The following is a 23,990-nucleotide window of genomic DNA, read 5'->3' as shown; positions in this document are numbered from 1 at the left end:
CGGGTAATCCGTTTCACCGTGAGACAGGCGTTCGCTTTCTTTGGTCACCTGCCGGTGAAAATGTGCTCAAAGCCCTCGCGCTGAATGCTTTGCCACCTCTGGGGCAAAATTGGGGCCAACACGCCGCGGAGTGCAAAGCGGGCCAGGCACTTCATACCGGTCGTATCATTACCCCCAGCGGGTTCAGTTTGCGGAGTGGGAAGATGCAGGAAGAACAGCTCCTTGCTGCTGCCCGACTGAGCCCCTTGGTGACGTGCGGTACGGGCGAGGGACATCCATGCCGGGAACTCTAACCTTGCCATGTCGCTTCTTCACCAGGCAAGTGACCAAAAAATGGACAGGAATTTTCGCTAATTCTTGGAGAAAACGCGAGATTTTGCTTGACAGCTTGGGAACTTTTGCTTATATTTGCCCAGACTTAGGAAGGATTGGGAACGGTTACCACTCCGTGGGCGCGCGCCATGCCGATCGTGCAGACAAAAGACCCTTCGCAGTCGCTTTACACGGAATTCCAGGGCTACAGCAAGGTTGCCGTCGACCAGAAGGGTCGCATCAGCATCCCCGCAAAGTTCCGTGCGCTCCTTTCGGTTGAATCCCGGGACGGCTTGATCCTCATGCAGGGCATCGAGCCGTGCATTTATGCCTATCCTCTGGATGAGTGGGCGCGTCTCACCGAGTTATTCGAGAGCCAGTGGGGCAATCTCAAGCAGAAGTATCGCTTCAATCGTCGGTGGGCGATGCCCAGCATGCTGGTGCAGTTCGATCCACAGGGAAGAATACCTCTGCCAGCGAACTTGCGCGAACATGCGCACATCGAAGACGAGGCGATTGTCGGCGGGGTGGTAGACCACCTGGAAGTGTGGAACCCGAGCTTGCTCCAGCAGGCAATTCAAGAGGTGGAGCAAGAGTTCGCGGAGATGTTCGGCAATCTGGTGCATGCCAGAGGGGCTCCGGAACTGGGGAACGGGCCCGTGCCGACTGAAGAGAGGGCATGAGGTCGTTGGTCTGCCCGTGCAATTCCATGAGCCTGTACTTGTTGAGGCAGTTGCGCGCTACTGGCTGCAGCGGCCGCAGGGCGTGTACGTTGATGCGACCATAGGCGGCGGCGGGTATGAGTGCATTTTGCTGCCGAGACTCGGCCCTGGGGTGTGCGTGGTGGGGATTGACTTGGATGGGGACGCCCTGGCAGCTGCACAAGAAGCGCTACGACAGTTCGGCTCGCAAGTCATCTTGCGGCAGGGCGATTTCCGTGACGTGGGACGGGTGCTTGCCGAGCTTGGCATCGACCGGGTCGACGGCATCCTCTTCGACCTCGGGGTGAGCAGTTACCAGCTGGACAGCGCAGCGCGTGGCTTCTCTTATCGCTTCGAGGGGCCGTTGGACATGCGCATGGACACCAGTCATACCACTACCGCCGAGACCATCATCGCGCGCAGCTCCGAGGAAGAGCTGGCGTCCCTCCTGCACACGTTGGGTGAGGAGCGACACGCCCGGCGCATTGCCGCTGCCATCGTGCGCGCCAGAAAGAGGGAACCCATTCGGAGCACGACCCAATTGGCGGCGATAATTCGCGCTACCGTGCCTGGCCCCCACCAGGTGAAGACGCTGTCGCGCTGTTTTCAGGCGCTGCGCATGGCGGTCAATCGCGAACACGAGGCCTTGCGCCAGGCTGTGGAGCAGGTACCCAGCCTCCTGAGGGCAGGAGGGCGCGTGGTGGTGCTGTCGTATGAGTCAATCAGCGATCGGATTGTCAAGACCTTTCTCCTCGAGCAGCAAAAGGGGTGCATTTGCCCGCCCTCGCTGCCGAGGTGCGTCTGTGGCAGGCAGCCAACCATGCGGGTGCTTACCAAGCGGCCATTAGTGCCTTCGGTTGAGGAGAGGCGACGAAATCCGCGCAGCAGGGGAGCAAAGTTGCGGGCGGCTGAACGGCTTCCGTAGGGCACCAAAGCGGCAGGGAGTTCTCTTGAGGAGTCAGGATCCGCGACCATGCTCATCGCCACAGGCACAAGACGCCCTGCTCACCCGGGTTCACGAATTGCGCGGCAGCGTTTGCAGCAGCAGCGGCACAGGGTCGCACGTTGGTTGGCGCTGGTGGCGTTATGCTGTGCCGCGGTTCTCTTGTATGTATGGCAGTTGGTCCACGCCCAGGGGCTCATGCGGCAGATTGCCTCGCACCAGAAGCGGGTGGAAGTCCTCAGCAAGGAAGTGGCGCAGCTCGAAGAGACCAGGGGGAGGCTGGTCAGCTTTGATTACATTACCGGGCAGGCGGCGCGCGAGCTCAACCTCGGTTTCTACGGCAAGCGCAACCTGGTGGTGCCGTCCAGCCTGCGCCCTCTGATCGAGGAAGATGAGCGGCAGAGCAGCGGTCGATAAGGTGTAGAATAGGGCAGATGGTAGGTCATGGTCCCGGCTCCCTCTTTCTCGGTAATGCGGTGGAAAGGTGCATGTGGTGCTGAGGCACGTGACAAGACAGGAGAGGTGCGAGGACATTGTCAGCTGTGTGCGCTTTGGCTGGCTGGTCACGTTGGCGTTGGTGCTGGTGGCCGGCCGGCTGGTGGAGGTGCAGCTCATCAGACCTAAGGCCTACAGACAGAAGATGCCGCTCGTGCGGCTGAGCAAGTTGGAACCGAGGCGCGGCGAGATACTCGACCGCGAAGGGGTGCGCTTGGTCATCAACAAGCCGGCGGCCTCGGTGGGATATGACCTGCGCCAGAGCGGCAACCCCACGCTGGTGGTGCGGCAGCTGGGGCCCATCTTGGGCCAATCACCGGATGCCCTGCAGGCCAAACTGGCCCGGGGCGGCTCCTTTGTCTGGCTGGGGCGGAGGCTGTCGGCTGAGGTGGGCGACCGCGTGCGCGGCCTCGGCTTGCTCCAGGTGCGCGTGGTCGACGAATGGCGCCGCGCCTATCCTTTCGGCACCACCGCTTGCCATCTCTTGGGCTTCACCGACGTGGACAACCGCGGGCTGGCCGGTATCGAGTACGCCTGGGATGACCGTCTGCACGGCAAACCCGGCCTCGCCCACCTCCACCTTGACGCCCAGGGGCGCGTCTTCCGCATGCCGGGGGCACCGCAGGTGGACCCAGTGCCGGGGGAGACGCTCATCCTCACCATCCACCGCGTGGTGCAGCGCATCTGCGAGGAGGAGCTGTTAGAAGCCGTGCGCCAATTCGACGCCGCGGCGGCGTGCGCGGTAGTGGTGGAGCCTCAGACCGGCCATCTTTTGGCCTTAGCATGCGCACCCCTCTTTGACCCCAGCGAAGGGACCAAGGTGCATCCCGACTTGTGGCGACTGCGGCCCATCACCGATGCGTACGAGCTCGGCTCGGTGATGAAGCTCGTTCCCATGGCCCTCGTGTTCGAGGAGCATCTGCGCACGCCTGAGGAGACGGTCTTTTGCGAAAATGGGCGCTACCGGGTCTTGGGACAGACTATCGAAGACCACGAACCCTACAGCTGGCTCACCGTGCGCGAAGTGCTGGTTAACTCCAGCAACATAGGCATTGCCAAGATCGGACTGAAGGTACTTCCCGAGCTTCTGCTCCGCTACGAGCGCAACTTCGGTTTTGGCACGGCCACGGGCATAGAACTGAAGGGCGAGGCGCGCGGCATCGTGCCCAATCTGAACCAATGGAGCGCTTTTACGCCTGCGGCCATGAGCTACGGGTACGAGATTGCCGTCACGCCGCTGCAGGTGGCCATGGCCTACGCCGCCGTGGCAAATGGCGGCGTGCTCATGCGTCCGAAAGTGGTGCTCGGGACGGTGCGCGACGGCAAAGAGGACCTCAGCCTTGGAGAACCAGAGGCGGTGCGGCGTGTTATCTCCGAGGCCACGGCGCAGATGCTAAACGAGATCCTTGTTGACGTAGTGGACCACGGCACCGGGCGGAAGGCGCAGATACCCGGGCATAAGATCGCCGGCAAGACAGGCACTGCGCGCAAAGTGAAACCGCAGGGCCTCGGCCACGAAGAACGTTACCTTTCCTCGTTCGTCGGCTATTACCCAGCGGAGATCGGCAAGGCTGAACTCTGCATCCTGGTGGTCGTGGACGATCCCAAGGGCCAGTACTACGCGGCCGACGTGGCCGCGCCGACGTTCAAGAGGATCCTGCAGCGCATCCTAAAGTGGCGTGGCGAGCAGGAGGTGACGCCACCGGTGGAGGCGCCCGAAGAGATACCCGCTCCCTCGCGGGCGACGCTGGTGGCCGTGCCGGTGTTACAGCATCGTGACGTTTCAACCTGCAGGGCGGTGCTGCGTGAGTTGGGGCTGCGTGCCCAGTGGCAGGGCAGGGGAGAGTTCGTCCAGAAACAGTATCCTGAGCCGGGCGCTCAGGTGGCAATTGGTTCGACCATCGTGCTGGAGTTGGGCGCGGAAGCGAGGGAAGCGGAGACGGGCGAGCGCCTCCTCATGCCGCGGGTCATCGGGCTCACTGCTCGCGAGGCGGTCAACCGTCTTCGGCTGCTCGGCGTGCATGTCGACGTGAGCGGTGCCGGGCGAGTTGTTCGCCAGCACCCAGCGCCAGGCGAGGAGATCCGTCGCGGCGGGCGGTGTACCTTGGAATGCCAGTCCGGGGTGGCACTTGTTGATGCGCCGCGCTGGTGAGAGGGAGAGCTCCGTCCTGACCCTGCAGAACGACACCGTTGGGTTGCGCATCGGGGAGGTGGTGCACTGCTGCGGCGCGGCTGAGGGGTATCTTGGGCCGCACGCCTCTCTCCGCCAACAGATTCGCAACGTCAGCACCGATAGTCGCACGGTCGGGGCGGGCGACCTGTTCATCGCGCTCAAGGGGGAGCGCTTCGATGGCCACCAGTTTGTGGCTGAGGCGTTCGCGCGAGGTGCAGTGGCGGCAGTGGTGCGCAACGACGCGCTACCTCGCCTGGTCGGCGAGCTCCCTGGAGCGCTGCTCATCGGCGTGTCCGACACGCTGGCAGCTTTAGGGCACATCGCTCACTACCATCGTCGGCGCTTCTCGCTGCCGGTGGTGGCAGTGACTGGCTCAGTGGGCAAGACCACCAGCAAGGAGCTGATGGCCGCCGTACTGGCAAGGCGCTATGCCACGCTGAAGAGCAAAAAGTCGTTCAACAACGCCATCGGCGTGGCGCTCACCTTGTTGGAGATACGGCCGCACCACCAGGCGGTGGTGCTCGAAATGGGCACCAACCACTTCGGCGAGATCGCGGCGCTCTGCCGCATGGCCGAGCCGGAGTACGGCGTCATTCTCGGCATAGCGGAGGCCCATCTGGAGTTCTTCGGCACCCGTGAGGGGGTGCTCAGGGCAAAGATGGAGCTCTTTGAAGGGCTGGTCGGAGAGAGGGTTGGCATCTACAATGCCGATGATCCGTTGTTGGCGAGGCAGCGCATGCCGGTGAGCCGCACCGTCACCTTTGGCCTGGAGAAGCAGGCCGACGTGAAGGGGCACTTCCGCGGGCTGGACGAGCGGGGTTGCGCGCGCTTTGTGCTCAAGAGGAACTTGATTCACTTGCGCATCCCTGGCAGGCACGTGGTGAGCAACGCCTTGGCCGCAGCGGCGGTGGGACTCGAGCTCGGCGTGCCTCTCCGGGAGATCAAGGCGGGGCTGGAGGAAGTAGAACGGGTGCCCGAGCGCTTAGAAATCATCGAGGCAGGCGGCATCCGCATCGTTGATGATGCCTATAACAGCAACTTGCGGTCGGCCAAGGCCGCGCTGGAGTTCGTACGAGAGATGCCGGTCGCAGCAGGAGCCAAACGCATCGCCGTGCTCGCCGATATGTTGGAGCTGGGCCAGGCCAGCGAAGCGGCTCACCGGCGTCTGGGCGAGTTGGTCGTGGAGAACGGCATCGACGTACTTCTTACCTTTGGGGAAGCTTCGCGAGAGGTTGCCAGGGTCGCCAGGCACGGCGGGGTGCAGGCAGAGCACTTTGCTGACAAAGAAGCCCTCACGCAGAGCCTGATGGCGATATTGGGGGAAGGGGACATCGTGCTGGTCAAGGGGTCGCGAGGGATGAGGATGGAGGAAGTGGTGGAGGGTGTGCGGGCAAGGTTGCGCAGCAAGGTTTAGCTGAGAGGCGCTATGCTTTTCCACCTTCTCTTTCCACTGCGAGAGCATATCTCGGGACTGAACGTGTTCCGCTACCAGTCCTTCCGGGCTGGCGGCGCGGCAATAACGGCGCTGTTCATCGCGTTTTTTCTTGGGCCCTACGTCATTAGAAAGGCGCGGGAGCTACACCTGGGCCAGGAGGTGCGCCCGGACGGCCCGAAGACGCACCTCAAGAAGCAGGGAACCCCCACCTTCGGCGGGATCATCATCATAGTGGCGACGGTCATACCTCTGCTCCTCTGGTGCCGTTTGGACAATGTGTACGTGCTCCTGGTGCTGTTGGCCACCGTCTTCATGGGCGGCGTGGGCTTTCTGGACGACTATCTCAAGGTGGTCAAGAAGCTGCCCAAAGGGCTGATAGGCCGCTACAAGATTGCTGGCCAAGTGCTCTTGGGGTGCATCGTGGGGTCGGTGCTCTACTTTTTTCCGCCTGTTGCGGACGTGCGCTCGGCGACCACGCTGCCCTTCTTCAAGAACTACCTGGTCGATTTCGGGGTCTTGTACATTCCCGTGGTGGTCTTCATCATCACTGCCACCAGCAACTCGGCCAATCTTGCCGACGGGGCTGACGGTCTGTGTATCGGCCTCAGCGGAATTGCGGCGGCGGCATTTGGGGTAATCGCCTACGTGACCGGGCGGGTGGACTTTTCGCGCTACCTGAACATCACCTATCTGCCCGGTGCCGGCGAGCTGATGGTCTACGCGGCGGCTCTCGTCGGCGCCTGCCTGGGTTTCCTCTGGTTCAATGCCTATCCGGCCGAGGTGTTCATGGGCGACACGGGCGCGCTGAGCCTTGGCGCTTCGTTGGCCACTATGGCCATTTTGATAAAGAAAGAGCTGCTCCTGCCGATCATCTGCGGGGTATTCATGGCGGAGAGCATTTCGGTGATGGTGCAGGTGGCGGTCTTTAAGAGGACCGGGCGCAGGGTCTTTCGCATGGCGCCTCTGCACCACCACTTCGAGATTGGCGAGAAGGCCTGGCCGGAGCCCAAGATGGTGGTGCGCTTCTGGATCATCGGCATCTTGTTAGTGCTCCTCAGTCTGGCCACGTTCAAGGTGCGGTAGGTTCACATGCGCCACACCCCGCAACGGCTGCTGCCGAACAAGAGGCGTCGCTTCTGGACCTTGCCAATCTTCGACGAGGGCGTAACAGGATTCGACTATGTGCTGCTGTTGGCGGTAGCGATTCTCTTGGCCGTGGGGTTGATTGAGGTCTACTCTGCGAGCTCGCATACGGCGGCGTTGCAGCGGAACGACCCGCACTTCTTTTTCAAGAGCCACTTGTTTCGGCTGCTGGTGGGAGGACTGGTGCTGGTGGGGGTGGTGCATCTGCCACCCCGGCATTGGCCGAAAATCGCAGACGGACTGCTCGCGGTGAGCATAATCCTGCTGGTGTGCGTGCTGGCCTGGGGCGTGTCGGTGCACGGCGGCAAGCGCTGGTTGCGCATCGCAGGGTTCACGTTCGAGCCTTCGGAAATCGCCCGCTTTGCCCTGGTGGTTTTCGTGGCGACAAAGTTGGGCGACTGGAGGAACAAGCGCGATCAAGAAGATAGTGTCCGGCATCTGGTCCTGGCCTTCGCGGCCACGGGTGTGGTCGCCGGGCTGGTGGCGATGCAGCCGGACATCGACACCGCCGGGCTCATGGTGATTGTGTTCCTGTTGATGCTGGTGTTTGCCGGGGTGGAGCGAAATGTGGTGCTGGTCAGCGGGGCCACCGCTCTGTCGGCGGCAGTGGTGCTCATGGTCGTGTTCGGGCACTTTCAGTCCAGAATTTTCGGCTGGCTTGCGTCCAGATGTGGCATAGGGATAGAGGGCGCAGGGGCAAACACTCAGGTCACCGCTTCGCTTGCCGGCATGGCAGACGGTGGATTGTTGCGGTTCCGGCCCGGCCGCGGGGCGCTGAAGTACAGCTTCTTGCCCATGGCCTTCAGCGATTTTGTATTTGCCATCATCGGCGAGGAGTTCGGACTGGTGGGAACGCTGGCCGTGGTAGGGCTGTTCGCGGTGGTCCTCTGGCGCGGCATACGCATCGCCGTGCGCGCGTGCTCTGCAGACGCCCGCTTGATCGCCATGGGGTTGACGGCCAGCATCGCGCTCTACGCGGTGGTAAACATGTTAGTGGTGACCGGCATGGCCCCGACCAGTGGTTTGCCGCTGCCGTTCATTAGCTACGGCGGGACGGCCACAGTGGTGAACATGTTGGCAGTTGGGGTGTTGCTGGCCATTTCTCGCGAATCAATTGAGGGGGCGGAAGGGTATCTGAGTGCTGCTGCGTACCGGGAGCGCCTGCGGCGCAGGGGCTTGCCTGTGGGCAGGCCAACCACTGCGGCGAAGATCAGGCCCTGGGCGCGTTAGGCATCGTTCCCTGGGCAGAAGGCAATGGCCGATCAGTCAAGCGGACAGGCTTCGCGAGTTTTCGTGTTTGCCGGGGGAGGCACTGGCGGCCATCTCTATCCGGCCATCGCCTTGGCCGAGGAGTTGCGGCGGCAGGCGCCCGATGCGCAGGTGGTCTTTGTGGGCACACCTCGTGGACTGGAGGCAACGGTGCTGCCCCGCTTGGGATGGCCTCTGCGCATGATTGCGGTGCGAGGAATGCGGCGACGCCTTGCCCCGAGCAATTTGTTGGTACCTGTCCAAGCTGCTGCCAGCGTGGCGCAGTCGGTGGCACTGTTGCGACGGCTCAAGCCCGCCGCCGTGGTTGGCACAGGTGGGTACGTGAGTGGGCCGGTGGTGGTCGCCGCGTGGTTCTTGGGACTACCCCGTGTGATCCAGGAGCAGAACGTTCGCCCTGGGGCCACCACCCTGTTGCTGGCGCGTATCGTGCACGAGGTGCACGTGAGCTACCAGGAGTCGATTCCGTTCTTTCGCAACCCGGACAAGGTGCGGCTTTCTGGCAACCCGGTGCGGAGGAGGCCGCCCGACCTGACGCAGGAGCAAGCCGGTATGCAGTTGGGACTGGACCCCCGCAGGAAGACGGTGCTGGTGTTTGGCGGTAGTCAGGGAGCGCGGCGCATCAACGAGGCGCTCTTAGGCGCGCTGCCGGCCCTCATGGCCCGGCCTGACGTGCAGCTGATCTGGGGGACGGGCAATGCCGACTTTGCTAAAGTGAGGGAAGCTGCTGCTGGGTTCGGCGAGCGCGTGCTCGTGCGTGCTTATATCGATGACATGTACACTGCCTACCGGGCGAGCGACCTTGCCGTGTGTCGGGCAGGTGCCATTACGTTGGCGGAGCTGCAGCTCTTTGGCCTGCCTGCGCTGCTGGTGCCGTACCCCTTTGCTGCGGCGCAGCACCAGGAATGGAACGCGCGCACTCTGGCGCAGCGTGGCGCGGCACAAGTGGTTTTGGACGGTGACTTTACCGCAGAACGTTGTGTGGTGGAAATAACGCTGCTGCTGGACGATGAGGATGGGCTGAAGCGGATGGGAGTGCAGATGGCCGAGTTGGCTCGGCCCGATGCAGCGGCGCGAATAGTTCAGGCGACTTTGGCGCTGGCGGCTCGTTCCGACACGCGTGCTGGCGATACAGAGCCCAAAGGGTGAGAGTGCAGGGTAGGAAGGGTGCGACTTCCTTCGGAGTGGGCGCTGTAGTCAGTGGTTGAGAGTGAGTCGCGTGCGAGCCGCCACTGCCAAAGCCGCCTGACTGCATAGAGGTGGCATCGTGAACAAGGCACATTACCGGCGCTACTACTTGGCTCCTCCAGTGCGCAGGAGGCGCAACTGGCCGGCGATAGCCGCGCAGCTGGGGTTGGGCTTGTGGAGTGTAGCCCTGCTTGGGGGGCTCTTGCTCTTGCCTGGCCCGAGCAAGTCCCCGGTCCCAGCCGGGGGCGACTCTTCTGCAGCAGGCGTGGCCGTGGCAGGCCCTACACGCCAAGCAAAGGCGAATGCCGCGCTGTCCAGCGTGGGCATTCCGTTGAACGCGATCGGGGACCTTGGCAGTGCGCATTTGGCAAGAGCGACCCCCTTGGCTTTCCTCAATTCCACCCGCTTCCCGGTGGACCGGAAAGGGCGACTTGTTGCGCCCGAGGCGTCGGAGCGCAAGAAGGACCTCCCTATGATCACCTGCCCGGCGGTGCTCATCGACCCGGAGCGCCACCAGGTGCTGAGCGGTGAGGTGCTGGAGGCCCTCGAATTCCTTGCCAGTGCGCGAGAAACAAGCCCTGCGCTCTTCTGTCGCATCGGGCAGGTGGCCATAAACCCGGAGCTCGGCAGCATCCTTTACTTGGAGGGCCGGGGAGTGCCTGTGCTCGTGGGCAGGGGACACGTCAAACGCAAGGTGGCCTATCTGGCCACGGTGCTGCGCTACCTGGACAGTGGGCAGGGTCTGACGAACGTCAAGCTTCTGGAGCTGCGCCTGGACGGCCAGGTAGTGGCCAGATTGGAGAAAACAAGTTGACAAGATCAGCTTCCGCTCAGCAAGAAGGAGCCGGAGGATGGAATACGTAGCTGGCCTGGACATTGGCACGACCAAAGTGGCAGCCATCATCGCCGAAGTGGACGAGGATGGTGGGGTGCACATCATTGGCGTCGGCACAGCGCCGTGCGAGGGCCTGCGCCACGGCATGGTGGTCAATCTGGAAAGGACAGTTCAGGCCATCCGGGAGACCATGTACCAGGCCGGCCAGATGGCTGGCGTGGAGGTGCCGCCGGTGTGCGTGGGTATTGCTGGCTCCCATATCCGCGGCATCAACGGCCGGGGTGTAGTGGCCGTCAGCGGCCAGGACCGCGAGATCACCGCAGATGATGTGGAACGGGTCATCAACGCTGCCCAGGCGGTGGCACTGCCGTCTGACCGCGAGCTCATCCACATCATCCGCCAGGAGTTCGTGGTGGATGAACAGCGGGGCATCAAGGATCCGGTGGGCCTGTGTGGGGTCCGGTTAGAGGCGGAGGTGTACATCATCACCGCTGCCGTCACCGCTGTGCAGAACATCATTCGCTGCGTCGAGAAGGCGGGCTACAGCGTGGGCGGCATTGTGCTGGAGGCTCTGGCCTCCGCCGAGGCAGTGATGGGCGAGCAGGAGAAGGACCTCGGCGGCATACTCGTCGACCTTGGGGGCGGCACCACCGACGTTGCCGTCTTCTTCGAGGGCTCCATCAGGCACACAGGTGCAGTGATGCTCGGAGGGCGCAATGTGACCAGCGACTTGGCTTACGGCCTGCGCACCTCCCTTGAGGAGGCCGAACGCGTCAAGACCAACCACGGCAGCAGTTATCATTGCGAAGGGGACAAGGAGGACTTTGTCGAAGTCGCGGCCCTCAGCGGACAGAGCACCCGCAAGGTTTCCAAGGCAGTGCTGGTGGACATCATTCAGCCGCGCATGGAGGAGATCTTGTCGTTGGCCTACCAGGAGATTCAAAAGTGCGAGTACAGCCGATTGGCGACTGCAGGTGTGGTGCTCACCGGCGGCGGTGCAACGTTAGAAGGGGCGACCGAACTCTGCGAGGAGATCTTCAAGGCACCGGTCCGGTTGGGGATTCCCAATGGCGTTTCCGGGCTGGTTGTGGAGGTACAGAATCCGGCCTTTGCCACGGCGGTGGGGTTGGTGCTCTACCAGGTGCGCCATCCGGAGGAATTTGGCGACGGCTTTGGGTCGCCTGGCACAGATGGCGGTCTGTGGGCGCGCATCTGGCGATGGCTGACCGGCAAGAGGCACGAGGCATAAGGGAAGTCCCTGTAAGCCGTGGGAGCTGCTCATGGGAATCAGAAAGCTGCGTGGGAAGGCGTAAGAGGAGTCGACTATGAACCTCACTATCCAGTTTGATGAGAGACCGGACCCGGCGGCGAAGCTGCGGGTGGTAGGGGTTGGCGGCGCAGGCTGCAACGCGGTGAGCCGCATGGTCGAGGCCGGCCTGACTGGCGTTGAGTTCATCGGCATCAACACCGACGTGCAGGCGCTGGCGCAGTGTAAGGCCACGGTTCGACTCCAAATCGGACGCATGACCACCAAGGGGCTGGGCGCCGGTGCAGACCCTGAGGTTGGCCGCAGAGCAATCGAGGAGAGCCGCGAGATCGTGGTGGAGGCTCTGACCGACTCGGACCTGGTCTTTGTCACTGCCGGCATGGGCGGCGGCACCGGCACCGGCGCCGGACCCATCGTGGCCGAGATTGCCAAAGACCTTGGCGCCCTCACCGTCGCTATTGTCACCAAACCGTTCGAGTTTGAAGGGCTGAAGCGCATGCGCCGCGCCGAAGAGGGCATCGGTGAATTCAAAAACCGCGTGGATACCCTCATCGTCGTGCCCAACCAGCGCCTGCTGGAGATTGTGCCCAAGGACACGCCCCTCACCGAGGCCTTCCGGCTGGCGGATGAGGTGCTGCTCAATGCCACCAGAGGCATCTCCGACCTGATTACCGTGCCGGGGCTCATCAACCTGGACTTTGCCGATGTGCGCACGGTGATGACGGAGGCGGGCGACGCCCTCATGGGCACTGGGGTGGGCACCGGAGAGGATCGCGCGGTCACCGCCGCCCGCGCGGCCATCAGCAGCCCGCTCATTGGCGAGACCTCTATCTTAGGCGCCGCCGGTGTGTTGGTCAACATCACCGGCCCGCCCAACCTGACTCTCCATGAGGCCTCTGCGGCTGCCACTGTGATCCGCGATGCAGCAGGCCCCGATGCCAACATCATCTTCGGGGCAGTGATCAGCCCGAAGTTGAAGAACGAGGTGCGCGTCACGGTCATCGCCACAGGCTTTGGCCGCTCCGCGCGCCAGAAGGCAGCACCGCCAGAGGACATCTGGCGCATGAGCCCCCCCTCGAGCCTGGAGCCGAGCCAGATCCCTGCCTTTGCCCGCAAGACGCAGGCGGAGGAACCCGCCAACGGCGGCAACGGGTTCGAGGAGCCAGGCCAGGTGCAGGAGATCGTGCTCGAGAATGAGCAGGATGAGCCCGCATACCTGCGCAAACGCCGACGGCTCTTTTGATTGGAACGAAAATGGGCAGGGGCACAAGAGACTTTCGACGCTACGCTGAGGCCCTGCTCAGTGCAGAGGACAGCACAGTGCGCCTCAAGCCGGAGGCGCCGATCCAGGTGGCACTGGTCTACCCCAACTCCTACCAGGTGGGGATGGCCAATTTGGGATATCAATCGCTCTACCGCCTCCTCAACGGTTGTGGCGAGACGCGATGCGAGAGGGCCTTCCTCGGTGAGGGCCCTCTCCACCGCGAAGTGCGCACCTTAGAGTCGGGGCGGTCCCTGCGCGAATTTGACATTGTCGCCTTTTCGCTCTCATTTGAGTTGGATTACTCCAATGCGGTGTGGATGCTCCACCAGGCAGGGATTCCCCCTCTGAGGGAAGAGCGGGGGGAGCATGACCCGCTGCTGCTTGCGGGTGGCGCGGCGGTAACCCTCAATCCGGCGCCGATGATGCCCATTATGGATGCCATCTTTATCGGCGAAGCCGAAGAGGCAATCGAGCCGATCGTTGCTGCGTATCGGAGAGGACGTGATGCTGGCCGAGGCCGGGCGGGCATGGTGGAAGAGGTGGGAGGTGTGCCTGGGGTTCTCGCTCCGGCCTCGGTCGGCACGCGAATGGGAGGCCCTGCTGTGGCACGACAGTACGTGGCCGAACTGCACGCCCATCCGACATTTTCGGCGGTAGTGACGCCGCACAGTCACTACCGCAAGATGTTTCTCGTAGAAGTAGGCCGCGGCTGTGCCCGCGGCTGTTCTTTTTGCCCCGCCGGGCGTATCTACCGTCCCCGCCGACTGCTCAGCAGCGCAGAGGTTGAAGAAGTGGTGCGGCGACACATCTTCGCCACGAAAAGGGTGGGGCTGGTAGGTGCCGCCCTCTCGGACTTTCCGGAACTGGACCTTCTGTGCGAACACCTCGTCGACGCAGGATATGAACTGGGCCTCTCCTCCTTCCGCATCGACGCCCTCTGCGAGCGACTGCTCGAGGCGCTTGCCCGGGCAAATGTCCGTTCCATCACCTTAGCGCCAGAGGCGGGCTCGGAGCGGCTTCGCTTTCTCATCCACAAGCGCATCAGCGACGCAGAGATCGACAGGGCTCTGAGCCTCATCTCGCACGCTCCGCTGGAGACGCTGCGCCTCTACTTCCTCATTGGCCTGCCCGGGGAGGAAGAAAGCGACCTAGAGGCTATCGTGCGCATGGTGCGCGAAGCGGCAGCGCGGTTTACGGGCAAGGGAAAGAGACGGCGGTTCACGGTGAGCATCAACACGGTCATCCCCAAAGCGTGGACAGTGCTCCAATGGGCGGCCCTGCCCGAGCGTGCAGAGCTGCAGGAGCGGCGGAAGTGGTTAGAGGCACAGTTGCGCCGGGTGAGCGGGGTTAGTGTCCGGCCGAAGAGCCTCCGGCAGGAACTCCTGCAGGCCATTCTTTCCTTGGGAGGGCAGGAGGTGGGCCTGGCCCTGGTACTGAAGGTCCGGCGCGACCTAAGCTGGCCCCAGGCCTGGAGCGCAGCAGGGGTCGACTGGCGGCAGCTCATCCATCGGCCGCGAACGTACCAATCCAAGCTTCCATGGGACATCGTGGACGCCGGCATAAGCCGCGCCCAGCTCTGGCGGCAATGGCGGAGCATGCACGGCCAAGCGGCGGAAGGGGAAACCGGACACGGTGCTGAGATCCCCGAGGCATAGGGGGTGTCCTGGAGAGCTCAGTGTGCGGATTCGTGACAGGGGAAGGTCCCTGGAGGGCATCTCGCCCATTGTCGGCTGGCGGCGGTCGGTGGCATGGAGCCACCGCCGCACGCCGCAAACGGGCGCAAGCGGAGGTTGTCCGGAACGGTCTGAGGAACGCTGGCGTGGGGCACGAGGCACAAAGGGGTGGTCGCTCCTAAAGACGGCGACCCCGCTGCCCAGGCGAGCCGTGCGACCTCCGTGTCTGTGGTCGCTTTCCGAAAACGCCAAAACAAAAACGGCGCCTCGTCTCTTGCGCCGAGCCGCCGCGCCTCGCGATCCCCGGAAGCTATCGCTATACGGCCTTCTGCACGCGTCCACTGCGCAGGCAGCGGGTGCAGACGCGCATGCGCTTTGAGCCGCCATCAACCTTGACCCGCACCGTCTGCAGATTCGGAAGCCAGCGTCGCAACGTCACGTTGTCCGCATGGCTGATATTGTGGCCTACAGAGGGTCCTTTGCCGCAGATCTCACATCTCCGTGCCATCAATCTACTCCCGCGTTAGAGTTCATCATGTCCGACCAAACCGGTGTGAATTATACAAAAATGCAAATGAAAAAGCAACAAAAAAGATATTGCAACTTAGGGCCCAAAGTGCTATATTGGCCATCCATGGGCATCGGCACGGTACAAGTATCCGGCAAGGCAGTCCTGGCGCCGATGGCGGGGGTGAGCGATGCCCCTTTTCGCCGCCTATGCCGTTCCTATGGTGCGGCGCTGGTCTTCACGGAAATGGTCAGCGCCAACGGTTTGGTACGGGGCAGCGCGCGTACGTGGGACTATCTGCGCTTCGCGGACGAGGAGCGGCCCATCGCGGTACAACTCTTCGGCGCTGATCCCGTCGTGGTGGCTGAGGCGGTGCAGCTGGTGCAGCAGCTGCGGCCGGAGCTTATTGACCTGAACTTTGGCTGTCCGATGCCCAAGGTCATCCGCCAGGGTGCCGGTGCGGCGCTGCTCAAGGAACCGGCGCGCATGGAGGCCATCTGCCGCGCTGCCGTGGGTGCGGCAACGGTGCCGGTGACCGCCAAAGTCAGGTCCGGCTGGCATGATGGTGCCCAGGCGGTGGAGATCGCACGCCGCCTGGCGGATTGTGGCGTGGCCGCCATTACCGTGCACGCCCGCACCAGGTCGGCGATGTTCACCGGCAAGGCGGATTGGCGAGTGATCGCCGCCGTGAAGGCAGCCGTGACCGTGCCGGTCATCGGCAACGGGGACGTGGTCGACGCTTACAGCGCGCGGCAAATGATGGAACAGACCGGGTGCGACCTCCTCATGGTCGGCAGGGGTGCCCTTGGCAACCCCTTTGTGTTTCGGCACATCAATCAGCTTCTTGCCGGCCAGGAGCCAGGTCTCCCCTCCGTGGAGGATCGCATTGCCGCGTGCCTGCACCACTTAGAGCTGGCCGCTGCGCAGCTACCCGAGACGGTGGCGGTGGTGCGCATGCGCAAGCATGTGGCATGGTACCTGAAACGCATCCCCGGCACCAAGGTCGTGCGCTCACAGGTAATGGCGCTCAAGACCGTTGCCGAGGTGCGCGACACGCTGATGGGTTGGTTAGCGCAGCAGGAGGGGCGTTGCTAACAGCCGGGGGACTATGATGATAAGGTCGGTCGGACAAGCTCGGAGAGGTTATGGCAGCAAGGAAGAGAGTGCTTATCATGGGTGCAGCAGGACGCGATTTCCACAACTTCAATGTCTGCTTTCGCGACCGTCAGGACACAGAGGTAGTTGCCTTCACCGCTACACAGATTCCGGACATAGAGGGCCGCGTTTATCCTGCCGAACTGGCTGGCCCCTTGTACCCGCACGGCATTCCCATCTATCCGGAACAGGATCTTCCCAAGCTGATCACCGAAAAACAGATTGATGAGGTGGTCTTTTCCTACAGCGATGTCTCCCATGAGTACGTGATGCACAAGGCAGCCATCGCCAACGCTGCAGGTGCTGACTTTTGCCTGCTCGGGGCCAAGGCGACGATGCTGGAGAGCAAGGTGCCGGTGGTGGCCATCTGCGCGGTGCGCACCGGTTGCGGCAAGAGCCAGACCACCAGGCGGGTGGTCGATATTTTGCGCCGCATGGGCAAACGGCTGGTGGTGGTGCGCCATCCCATGCCGTATGGCGACCTGAGAAAGCAGCGGGTGCAGCGCTTCGCCACCTACGAGGACCTCGACCGCCACCAGTGCACCATCGAAGAGCGGGAGGAGTACGAACCCCATCTGGACCGTGGGAGCGTGGTCTACGCAGGCGTTGATTATGCCGCCATTTTGGCCGAGGCGGAAAAGGAGGCTGAGGTAATTCTCTGGGATGGTGGCAACAACGACATACCCTTCTTCAGGCCGGTGCTGCACATCACCGTCGCCGACCCGCTGCGCCCTGGTCACGAAGTGACCTACTACCCCGGGGAGACCAACCTGCGCATGGCCGACGTGGTGGTCATTAACAAGGAGACGACGGCCTCTTTTGAGGATATCGAGACTGTGCGGGCCAATATCGTGGAGGTCAACCCGCGCGCCATCATCGTGGATGCCGCCTCGCCGATTGCGGTGGACAAGCCGGAGCTGGTGCGCGGCAAGCGCGTGTTGGTGGTCGAGGACGGCCCGACATTGACACACGGGGAGATGAGCTATGGGGCAGGTGTGGTGGCGGCGCAAAAGTACGGCGCCTGCGAGTTAGTCGACCCCCGGCCTTTTCTCAAGGGGAGCCTGCTGGCCACGTTCGACAAGTACCCCGAGATTGGCAACCTACTCCCCGCCATGGGCTATGGGCCGCGGCAGGTCAAAGATTTGCAGGCCACCATCAACGCGTGCGATTGCGACACGGTCATCGTCGGCACCCCCATTGACCTCCGGCGGGTACTCCGCCTCAAGCATCCCAGCGTACGCGTGCGCTACGAGTTGCAAGAGATAGGCTGGCCCACGTTGGAGGAGATCCTCAGGGAAGTGCTGGCGCTGCGAGGAAAGGCTTAGGGGCAAACCAAAAGCCAAGGGCAAGGTGAGGGGGTGTTATGGGAGTGAGCGACGGCAAAATCGCGGTGGTCGCCCTCGGCGGCAACGCCATCACTCGCGAGTTCGAAGAGGGCAACATCACGCAGCAGTTTGCCAATACGCGGCGCAGCCTGGTCGGTGTGGCCGACCTCATAGAGAAGGGTTACCGGGTAGTCGTGACCCACGGCAATGGGCCGCAAGTGGGCAACGCCTTGATCCGCGTGGAGGAAACACGTCACCTGGTCCCACCCGTGCCTTTGGGCGTCATCGTGGCCGACTTGGAAGGGGGCATGGGGTACATGATCGAGCAGTCCCTGCAGAACAAACTCATCAAGCGCGGCATCAACAGACAGGTGGTCACGATCGTCACTCAGGTGATTGTCGACCGCGATGACCCCTCCATCCTGAACCCGACAAAGTTCGTCGGTCCGTTCTACCATGAGCACAAGGTGGAGGAGCTGATGCGCAAGCGGAACTGGGTGATCAAGCGTGACCCGGGCAGGGGTTTCCGCAGGGTGGTGCCCTCTCCGCTGCCCAGGGCGATCGTGGAAAAGGAGTGCATCAAGCACCTGGTGGAGGAAGGCTATGTGGTGATCGCCGTAGGCGGGGGCGGCATCCCCGTCTATCTGGAGGAGGACGGCACCCTGGAAGGTGTGGATGCCGTCATCGACAAGGACCGCGCCGCAGCGGTGCTGGGGCGAGACATCGGCGCCCAGGAGCTGTATATCCTCACCGGCGCGGACAAGGTGGCGCTCAACTTCGGCACGCCCCAGCAACGCGACCTGGAGAGCCTGACCTTGCAAGAAGCCAAGCAGTACCTGGCCGAAGGCCATTTCCCGCCCGGAAGCATGGGGCCGAAAATAGAGGCGGCTATCGATTTCTTGCAGTGGGGCGGCAAGTTGGTCGTGATTACCTCCATCCAGGGCATGCCTGATGCATTGGAGGGATTGACCGGTACGCGCATCGTTCCCGAATAGCTAGGTAGGAACATAAAGATGAACGAGGAAGAGGAACAGCAGGGGATTCAGATTATCATTAACAAGAAGTTCTGCAAGGGGTGTGGGATTTGCGTCGAGTTCTGCCCCCAACACGTGCTTGCCATGGAGCGGAACTATCCCGTGGTGGTGAATCTGGAGGCCTGTACGGCCTGCCAGCTCTGTGACGCGCGCTGCCCCGACTTTGCCATCACCGTGGTCGGGGAGCGGCGCAAGAAAAAAGTCGCCTGAAGCAGAGCACAGAGGATGGGAAAGGAAACTGTGATGCAGCGCAACAATGGGCCGCGAGTGGAGGTGATGACTGGCAACGACGCCTGCGCCGAGGGTGCGCTGGCGGCAGGACTGACCTTTTTTGCCGGCTACCCCATCACCCCTTCGTCAGAGATTGCCGAGATTCTCTCCTACCGCTTGCCGCACCTCGGCGGCAAGTTCATCCAGATGGAGGACGAGATAGGAGCCATGGGGGCCGTCATCGGTGCTTCATTGGCTGGCGCCAAGGCAATGACTGCCACCAGTGGCCCAGGCTTTTCCTTGAAGCAGGAGAACATTGGCTTTGCCGCCATGGCCGAGGTGCCGTGCGTGGTGGTCGATGTGCAGCGCGGTGGGCCGAGCACTGGCCTGCCCACGCTCCCCGCGCAGATGGACGTTATGCAGGCCAGGTGGGGCACCCACGGCGACCACGAAATCATTGCCCTGTGCCCGTACAGCGTGCGGGAGACCTTCGACCTCACCGTGCGCGCCTTCAATCTTGCGGAACGCTACCGCACGCCGGTGATCCTCCTCATGGACGAGATTGTGGCGCACGTGAACGAGAAAGTGGTCCTGCCCGAACCCGACGAAATTGAGGTGTACGAGCGGAAACTGCCCAATTGCCCCCCGGAGGAGTTCCTCCCCTACAAATTCACCGAGGACGACATACCGCCGATGGCAAGTTACGGCACTGGCTACCGCTTCCACGTCACCGGCTTGTGCCACGACGAGACTGGCTTCCCCACGAACGACCCGGTGCAGATCGATCGCCTGATCAGGCGGCTGAATCGCAAGATCTCGCGTCATCGCGACGACATCGTGCAAGTCGCTGAAGAGCAGTTGGATGGCGCAGAGATTGGCGTGGTTGCCTATGGGGCCACAGCGCGGGCCGCTCGTCGGGCGGTGCGACTTGCGCGGGAGGAGGCGATTCCTGCCGGCCTGCTTCGTCCCCTTGTCCTCTGGCCTTTCCCGGACAAGGAGGTGCGCGCGCTGGCCGAAAGGGTGAGCGCCCTCATCGTGGCGGAACTGAACATGGGGCAAGTGGCACACGAGGTGGAGTGGGCGGTTTGTGGCAAGGTGCCAGTGCACCGGGTCAACCGCGTCGACGGCGAACCCATTCCACCCGAGCACATCCTGCAGGCAATCCGGGAGGTCGCCAGATGATCGACTATACCAAATACCTCCGCATCAGCAAGTTCCCCTTGATCTGGTGCGCGGGCTGTGGCAACGGCATCGTCTTGAAGAGCATCTTGCGGGCCATCGACAAGATCGGTTGGCCCAAAGATCAGGTTTGCACGGTGTCCGGGATAGGTTGCTCCAGCCGTACCCCGGGCTATGTGGATTTCAATACGCTGCACACCACGCACGGGCGGGCCATCGCCTTTGCCACCGGCGTGAAGATGGCCAAACCGGAGCTCCACGTCATCGTGGTCACCGGCGATGGCGACGCCACGGCCATCGGCGGCAACCACTACATCCATGCCGCGCGCCGCAACATCGACCTGACGGTGGTTATTTTCAACAACAACATCTATGGCATGACCGGCGGACAGGTTTCGCCGACAACTCCCATGGGGATGAAGGCCAGCACCGCGCCGTTTGGTAGCGTGGAGCCGTCTTTCAACATCAGCGGCTTAGCGCAGGCAGCGGGGGCAAGCTTTGTCGCCCGTGGCACTGTCTATCACGTGTTTCAACTGGACAAACTGATTGAGCGAGCTCTGCTCAAGCGCGGGTTTTCGGTGGTCGAGGTGCTGACGCCCTGCCCGACGGCCTATGGGCGCCGCAACCGCCTCGGCACAGGCGTGGACATGATCCGCTGGCAAAAGGAGCACACCATCAGCGTGCAGGAGGCAGCCAAACTGTCCCCCGAGCAACTGAACGACAAGATCGTGACCGGCGTTTTCACCGACGTAGACCGCCCGGAGTACCTGGAGACTTATCAGGCGCTCATCGACAGCCTCAGACGGAAGGCGAGTTTGTCGTAACAAGCGACCAATGCGTGCTGGCAGCGCGAAGGAGGGAAAGGATGGCATTCCGCTATGAGATTCGTTTGAGTGGCGAAGGAGGGCAAGGGTTAGTGCTGGCCGGCAAGATCCTTGCCGAGGCAGCTGCCATCTACGACGAGAGGAACGCAACGCAGAGTCAGTCCTACGGGCCGGAGGCGCGCGGCGGGGCCAGCCGCTCGGAGGTAATCATCGCCGATGAAGAGATCGACTACCCCAAGGCGACGCGACTCAATTTGCTGCTTGCCCTGACGCAAGAGGCTTGCGACAAGTACGTGAAAGACCTGCTGGAGGACGGCATCCTCCTGGTGGACGCTGAGGCCGTGGAGCGCGTGCCCCAAGGCAAGTTCACCGTCTATCGCGTGCCCATGGTGGCCATTGCCGAGCGCGAAACCGGCCGTGCGCTGGTGGCGAACATCGTTGCCTTAGGCATCATCACTGCCATTACCAATGTAGTCAGCCAGGGTGCCATGGAGGCTGCCATCCGCGCGCGCGTGCCCAAAGGTACCGAGGAGCTCAACCTCAAGGCCTTCCACGCCGGATTGGCGGTGGGAAAAACGCTCAAAAAGGACTGAGAAGAGCAGATACGAACGCGGACAGCCATGCGACTGCGGAGTTGAGGAATGGAAAGGACGCTGGCTATCTTGAAACCTGACTGTGTGGAGAAGCACCTGATTGGCAACGCCATTGCCGCCATTGAGCGGGCGGGGTTCCGCCTTGTGGCCATGAAGTTGACCCGCTTGTCGCGGCCTGTGGCGGAGGAGTTCTATGCCGTGCACCGGGGCAAGGGATTCTTCGCCGAGCTTGTGGAATACATGAGCTCCGGTCCTTGTGTGCCCATGGTGCTGGAGGCGCCGGGAGCGGTGGACAAGTTTCGGCAGCTCATCGGCCCTACCGACCCCCAGAAGGCCCCCAAGGGGACGCTGCGCGGCGACTATGGGGAGAGCATCCGTCGCAATTTCGTGCACGGCTCCGATTCGCCGGAGAACGCCGCCCGGGAGGTCAGTTTCTTCTTCAGCACCGAGGAGCTCTTGCGGGCAGAGGGCGCTGCGGGCTGAGCGGCCTGCCCTGTGCGGGTAAGAAGCACCTCGACGGTGAATGGCATTCACTATTCTGCTGCCGATCGGGCTTGAGGTGGGCACCAGCTACCGCCTTGACAAACAAGGGCTTAGCAGTGGCACAATTGGCGGGCGCGCGCTCCCGCCAATTTTGTGCTTGACAATGAGGGCAATTATTGGTAAATTTCAATATCGATTTTTGGGGTAGCACCATGAAGATCTACATAGGCGACCTGGACGAGGTGCTGAGGGTGGTGGAGCTGGAGTCCACCAGCGTGGCTCTCGACCTCGAAGACTACACCCCCTACCGTGGCAAGGTGACCGTCCATGGTGGCATCAGCAAGATTGGCCGAGAGGTGCACCTGCGCGTGCGGGTCAGCGGACAGGCCCTGGCCACGTGTGACCGTTGCCTGGAGCCGCTCGAGCGGACCTTTGCAGAAGATTGCCTGTGGATCTTCACGCCCGAGCCCGAGCTCCTTGAGCAGGAGGATGTCTACCTTCTCCAACCGGGCCAGACCGAAATCGCTGTGGCGCGCCAGGTGCGGGAGGCGCTGATTCTCATGCTCCCCATCAAGATGCTGTGCTCCGAAGAGTGCAAGGGTTTGTGTCCCCATTGTGGGGCAAATCTGAACTATGAGACCTGCACCTGCCACATCGCGGAGATTGATCCCCGTTGGGCCAAACTGGCCAAATTTCGCGGGATGCAGGAGTAGAAGAAAGGAACTCAGGAAAGCATGCCACTACCAAAGAGACGTCATTCTCGCTCGCGAAGGGATAAGCGCCGCACACATTGGAAGGCGGCCGCCCCGACGGTGAGCAAGTGTGCCAATTGCGGTGAACCAAAATTACCCCATCGGGCCTGCCCGAACTGTGGGTACTATCGTGGACGTTCGGTGTTCCTGCCGCGTGAAGTGTAGGTAAGGCCCCTCGCAGAGGATCAGCCGTGGCGGAGCGCAACACAGTGCGCGTTGCCCTCGACGCGATGGGGGGAGATAATGCCCCAGAGGACGTCGTCCATGGCGCAGTCGAGGCAGCACGTGCCGCGCGCGGCGAGTACGAAATCGTTCTGGTTGGCGATCGCCTGCAGATCCAGCGCGAATTGGCCCGCCACTTCCGCACTGCCGAGCTTCCTCTCCGCATCCACCATGCCGCGGAGCGCATCGAGATGGGTGAGCCGCCGGCGGCAGCCCTGCGTGCCAAGCGGGATGCCTCCATCGCAGTGGCGATGCGCCTGCATCGCCAGCAGACGGTGGATGCAGTGGTCACCGTGGGCAACACCGGCGCTGCCATGGCCGCCGCAGTGTGGAACTTGGGGAGACTGCAAGGGGTAGCCAGGCCGGCGCTGGGTGCGCTCCTGCCTCGCCTGGAAGGAGGTACCCTGCTGCTGGATGTGGGCGCCAATGTCGATTGCCGCCCCGTGCACCTGTTGCAGTTCGCGCTCATGGGGACGATCTTTTACCGCCACGTGCTGGGGCATCCGGAGCCCCGGGTCGCCCTCCTCAGCGTCGGCGAGGAGGAGAGCAAGGGAAATGCGGCCACCATAGCTGCATCCCGCCTGCTGCGCAAGAGCAAGCTCAATTTCATTGGCAACGTCGAAGGCGGCGACGTGCTCAAAGGTGGCGCAGAAGTGGTGGTGTGCGATGGCTTCGTGGGCAACATCCTGGTCAAGTTTGCGGAGAGCGTTGATCGTCTGTACCGCTCCATCCTGCGCCGCAAGATCGGCAAGCACGTCATCCGGCAGTTCGGCGCTTTCTTGCTCCAGCCGACGTTTGAGGGTCTGCGCAAGATCTTTGATTACCAGGAATATGGCGGCGCACCGCTGCTGGGCGTCGATGGGGTCTGCATCGTCGGCCATGGGCGCTCCACGCCGCGGGCCGTCAAGAACGCCATCCGTGAGGCAGTGAAGATGGTGCGCGAAGGAGTCAATCAGCATATCGCCGCAGAACTGTATCAGCTTTCAGGAGAACGCGTTGGCTAAGCAACC

24 protein-coding genes are annotated in these 23,990 nt (G+C 62.6%); 23 read left to right on the top strand and 1 reads right to left on the bottom strand.

Annotated features, from left to right (window positions below; translation table 11 throughout):
- Positions 1–461 precede the first annotated feature (461 nt).
- The 12 genes from NUW13_03025 (at position 462) to NUW13_02970 (ending at position 14,677) form a co-directional block, all read left to right on the top strand.
- Entirely contained in the window at positions 462–995 is a 534-nt protein-coding gene (locus NUW13_03025) for a division/cell wall cluster transcriptional repressor MraZ (GenBank protein MCR4438003.1), read from the top strand.
- A gap of 16 nt (positions 996–1,011) precedes the next feature.
- The gene (rsmH, locus tag NUW13_03020) at positions 1,012–1,938 is read left to right on the top strand and encodes a 16S rRNA (cytosine(1402)-N(4))-methyltransferase RsmH (protein MCR4438002.1); all 927 of its coding nucleotides are present in this window, start codon (positions 1,012–1,014) and stop codon (positions 1,936–1,938) included.
- 216 nt (positions 1,939–2,154) lie between these two features.
- Entirely contained in the window at positions 2,155–2,373 is a 219-nt protein-coding gene (locus NUW13_03015) for a hypothetical protein (protein ID MCR4438001.1), read from the top strand.
- A gap of 88 nt (positions 2,374–2,461) precedes the next feature.
- A complete protein-coding gene (locus tag NUW13_03010; protein MCR4438000.1) occupies positions 2,462–4,603 on the top strand; it encodes a penicillin-binding transpeptidase domain-containing protein in 2,142 nt (713 codons plus the stop codon).
- Complete coding sequence (locus NUW13_03005; GenBank protein ID MCR4437999.1) at positions 4,587–6,038, top strand: UDP-N-acetylmuramoyl-tripeptide--D-alanyl-D-alanine ligase; 1,452 nt, start codon at positions 4,587–4,589, stop codon at positions 6,036–6,038. Before NUW13_03010 ends, NUW13_03005 begins: the two co-directional genes overlap by 17 nt.
- A gap of 12 nt (positions 6,039–6,050) precedes the next feature.
- Positions 6,051–7,142 carry a phospho-N-acetylmuramoyl-pentapeptide-transferase gene (gene mraY / locus NUW13_03000; GenBank protein ID MCR4437998.1) on the top strand — a complete coding sequence of 364 codons (1,092 nt, stop codon included), beginning with the start codon at positions 6,051–6,053 and terminating at the stop codon, positions 7,140–7,142.
- 6 nt (positions 7,143–7,148) lie between these two features.
- Positions 7,149–8,432, top strand: coding sequence for a putative lipid II flippase FtsW (locus NUW13_02995; GenBank protein ID MCR4437997.1), 1,284 nt, complete (start codon positions 7,149–7,151; stop codon positions 8,430–8,432).
- A 24-nt stretch (positions 8,433–8,456) separates the two neighbouring features.
- A complete protein-coding gene (gene murG, locus NUW13_02990) occupies positions 8,457–9,617 on the top strand; it encodes an undecaprenyldiphospho-muramoylpentapeptide beta-N-acetylglucosaminyltransferase (protein MCR4437996.1) in 1,161 nt (386 codons plus the stop codon).
- A 118-nt stretch (positions 9,618–9,735) separates the two neighbouring features.
- Positions 9,736–10,470 carry a hypothetical protein gene (locus tag NUW13_02985; protein ID MCR4437995.1) on the top strand — a complete coding sequence of 245 codons (735 nt, stop codon included), beginning with the start codon at positions 9,736–9,738 and terminating at the stop codon, positions 10,468–10,470.
- 37 nt (positions 10,471–10,507) lie between these two features.
- The gene (gene ftsA, locus NUW13_02980; GenBank protein MCR4437994.1) at positions 10,508–11,740 is read left to right on the top strand and encodes a cell division protein FtsA; all 1,233 of its coding nucleotides are present in this window, start codon (positions 10,508–10,510) and stop codon (positions 11,738–11,740) included.
- Positions 11,741–11,816: 76 nt separating this feature from the next.
- Positions 11,817–13,001, top strand: a complete 1,185-nt coding sequence (ftsZ, locus tag NUW13_02975; protein ID MCR4437993.1) for a cell division protein FtsZ — start codon at positions 11,817–11,819, stop codon at positions 12,999–13,001.
- An 11-nt stretch (positions 13,002–13,012) separates the two neighbouring features.
- Complete coding sequence (locus NUW13_02970) at positions 13,013–14,677, top strand: B12-binding domain-containing radical SAM protein (GenBank protein ID MCR4437992.1); 1,665 nt, start codon at positions 13,013–13,015, stop codon at positions 14,675–14,677.
- Positions 14,678–15,011: 334 nt separating this feature from the next.
- On the opposite strand, the gene rpmB is transcribed toward NUW13_02970, so the two are convergent.
- Positions 15,012–15,203 carry a 50S ribosomal protein L28 gene (gene rpmB / locus NUW13_02965; protein ID MCR4437991.1) on the bottom strand — a complete coding sequence of 64 codons (192 nt, stop codon included), beginning with the start codon at positions 15,201–15,203 and terminating at the stop codon, positions 15,012–15,014.
- 126 nt (positions 15,204–15,329) lie between these two features.
- Between rpmB and dusB the strand changes: the two genes are divergently transcribed.
- The 11 genes from dusB to plsX all read left to right on the top strand — a co-directional run bounded on the left by dusB (position 15,330) and on the right by plsX (position 23,984).
- A complete protein-coding gene (dusB, locus tag NUW13_02960; GenBank protein MCR4437990.1) occupies positions 15,330–16,298 on the top strand; it encodes a tRNA dihydrouridine synthase DusB in 969 nt (322 codons plus the stop codon).
- 50 nt (positions 16,299–16,348) lie between these two features.
- Entirely contained in the window at positions 16,349–17,683 is a 1,335-nt protein-coding gene (locus NUW13_02955) for a cyclic 2,3-diphosphoglycerate synthase (GenBank protein ID MCR4437989.1), read from the top strand.
- Positions 17,684–17,721: 38 nt separating this feature from the next.
- The gene (gene arcC / locus NUW13_02950; protein ID MCR4437988.1) at positions 17,722–18,678 is read left to right on the top strand and encodes a carbamate kinase; all 957 of its coding nucleotides are present in this window, start codon (positions 17,722–17,724) and stop codon (positions 18,676–18,678) included.
- Positions 18,679–18,696: 18 nt separating this feature from the next.
- Positions 18,697–18,927 carry a ferredoxin family protein gene (locus NUW13_02945; protein ID MCR4437987.1) on the top strand — a complete coding sequence of 77 codons (231 nt, stop codon included), beginning with the start codon at positions 18,697–18,699 and terminating at the stop codon, positions 18,925–18,927.
- Between the two features lie 15 nt (positions 18,928–18,942).
- Positions 18,943–20,109, top strand: a complete 1,167-nt coding sequence (locus NUW13_02940) for a 2-oxoacid:acceptor oxidoreductase subunit alpha (protein MCR4437986.1) — start codon at positions 18,943–18,945, stop codon at positions 20,107–20,109.
- The gene (locus NUW13_02935) at positions 20,106–20,930 is read left to right on the top strand and encodes a 2-oxoacid:ferredoxin oxidoreductase subunit beta (GenBank protein ID MCR4437985.1); all 825 of its coding nucleotides are present in this window, start codon (positions 20,106–20,108) and stop codon (positions 20,928–20,930) included. The genes NUW13_02940 and NUW13_02935 overlap by 4 nt, the downstream gene beginning before the upstream one ends.
- A 41-nt stretch (positions 20,931–20,971) precedes the next feature.
- The gene (locus NUW13_02930; protein ID MCR4437984.1) at positions 20,972–21,523 is read left to right on the top strand and encodes a 2-oxoacid:acceptor oxidoreductase family protein; all 552 of its coding nucleotides are present in this window, start codon (positions 20,972–20,974) and stop codon (positions 21,521–21,523) included.
- A gap of 48 nt (positions 21,524–21,571) precedes the next feature.
- Positions 21,572–22,006, top strand: coding sequence for a nucleoside-diphosphate kinase (gene ndk, locus NUW13_02925; GenBank protein MCR4437983.1), 435 nt, complete (start codon positions 21,572–21,574; stop codon positions 22,004–22,006).
- Positions 22,007–22,182: 176 nt separating this feature from the next.
- A complete protein-coding gene (locus NUW13_02920; GenBank protein MCR4437982.1) occupies positions 22,183–22,719 on the top strand; it encodes a DUF177 domain-containing protein in 537 nt (178 codons plus the stop codon).
- A 21-nt stretch (positions 22,720–22,740) separates the two neighbouring features.
- Positions 22,741–22,923, top strand: a complete 183-nt coding sequence (gene rpmF / locus NUW13_02915; protein MCR4437981.1) for a 50S ribosomal protein L32 — start codon at positions 22,741–22,743, stop codon at positions 22,921–22,923.
- 26 nt (positions 22,924–22,949) lie between these two features.
- Complete coding sequence (gene plsX / locus NUW13_02910; GenBank protein MCR4437980.1) at positions 22,950–23,984, top strand: phosphate acyltransferase PlsX; 1,035 nt, start codon at positions 22,950–22,952, stop codon at positions 23,982–23,984.
- Positions 23,985–23,990: the final 6 nt, after the last annotated feature.

It is taken from the genome of candidate division KSB1 bacterium, from assembly GCA_024655945.1.
GTDB lineage: Bacteria > Zhuqueibacterota > Zhuqueibacteria > JANLFK01 > Oleimicrobiaceae > Oleimicrobium.
The sequence above is the reverse complement of the archived record's forward strand: the minus strand, read 5'-3'. Positions and strand labels throughout refer to the sequence as shown.

What these genes read in the sequence shown, in the direction of transcription:
- arcC (MCR4437988.1), top strand. Translation starts at nt 17,722, where the DNA reads ATGGGAGTGAGCGACGGCAAAATCGCGGTGGTCGCCCTCGGCGGCAAC.
- NUW13_02970 (MCR4437992.1), top strand. Translation starts at nt 13,013, where the DNA reads ATGGGCAGGGGCACAAGAGACTTTCGACGCTACGCTGAGGCCCTGCTC.
- ftsA (MCR4437994.1), top strand. Translation starts at nt 10,508, where the DNA reads ATGGAATACGTAGCTGGCCTGGACATTGGCACGACCAAAGTGGCAGCC.
- rpmB (MCR4437991.1), bottom strand. Translation starts at nt 15,203, where the DNA reads ATGGCACGGAGATGTGAGATCTGCGGCAAAGGACCCTCTGTAGGCCAC.
- NUW13_03015 (MCR4438001.1), top strand. Translation starts at nt 2,155, where the DNA reads ATGCGGCAGATTGCCTCGCACCAGAAGCGGGTGGAAGTCCTCAGCAAG.
- dusB (MCR4437990.1), top strand. Translation starts at nt 15,330, where the DNA reads ATGGGCATCGGCACGGTACAAGTATCCGGCAAGGCAGTCCTGGCGCCG.
- NUW13_02930 (MCR4437984.1), top strand. Translation starts at nt 20,972, where the DNA reads ATGGCATTCCGCTATGAGATTCGTTTGAGTGGCGAAGGAGGGCAAGGG.
- NUW13_02935 (MCR4437985.1), top strand. Translation starts at nt 20,106, where the DNA reads ATGATCGACTATACCAAATACCTCCGCATCAGCAAGTTCCCCTTGATC.
- mraY (MCR4437998.1), top strand. Translation starts at nt 6,051, where the DNA reads ATGCTTTTCCACCTTCTCTTTCCACTGCGAGAGCATATCTCGGGACTG.
- NUW13_02955 (MCR4437989.1), top strand. Translation starts at nt 16,349, where the DNA reads ATGGCAGCAAGGAAGAGAGTGCTTATCATGGGTGCAGCAGGACGCGAT.
- NUW13_03025 (MCR4438003.1), top strand. Translation starts at nt 462, where the DNA reads ATGCCGATCGTGCAGACAAAAGACCCTTCGCAGTCGCTTTACACGGAA.
- ftsZ (MCR4437993.1), top strand. Translation starts at nt 11,817, where the DNA reads ATGAACCTCACTATCCAGTTTGATGAGAGACCGGACCCGGCGGCGAAG.
- ndk (MCR4437983.1), top strand. Translation starts at nt 21,572, where the DNA reads ATGGAAAGGACGCTGGCTATCTTGAAACCTGACTGTGTGGAGAAGCAC.
- NUW13_02995 (MCR4437997.1), top strand. Translation starts at nt 7,149, where the DNA reads ATGCGCCACACCCCGCAACGGCTGCTGCCGAACAAGAGGCGTCGCTTC.
- rpmF (MCR4437981.1), top strand. Translation starts at nt 22,741, where the DNA reads ATGCCACTACCAAAGAGACGTCATTCTCGCTCGCGAAGGGATAAGCGC.
- murG (MCR4437996.1), top strand. Translation starts at nt 8,457, where the DNA reads ATGGCCGATCAGTCAAGCGGACAGGCTTCGCGAGTTTTCGTGTTTGCC.
- NUW13_02940 (MCR4437986.1), top strand. Translation starts at nt 18,943, where the DNA reads ATGGGAAAGGAAACTGTGATGCAGCGCAACAATGGGCCGCGAGTGGAG.
- NUW13_03005 (MCR4437999.1), top strand. Translation starts at nt 4,587, where the DNA reads ATGCGCCGCGCTGGTGAGAGGGAGAGCTCCGTCCTGACCCTGCAGAAC.
- NUW13_02945 (MCR4437987.1), top strand. Translation starts at nt 18,697, where the DNA reads ATGAACGAGGAAGAGGAACAGCAGGGGATTCAGATTATCATTAACAAG.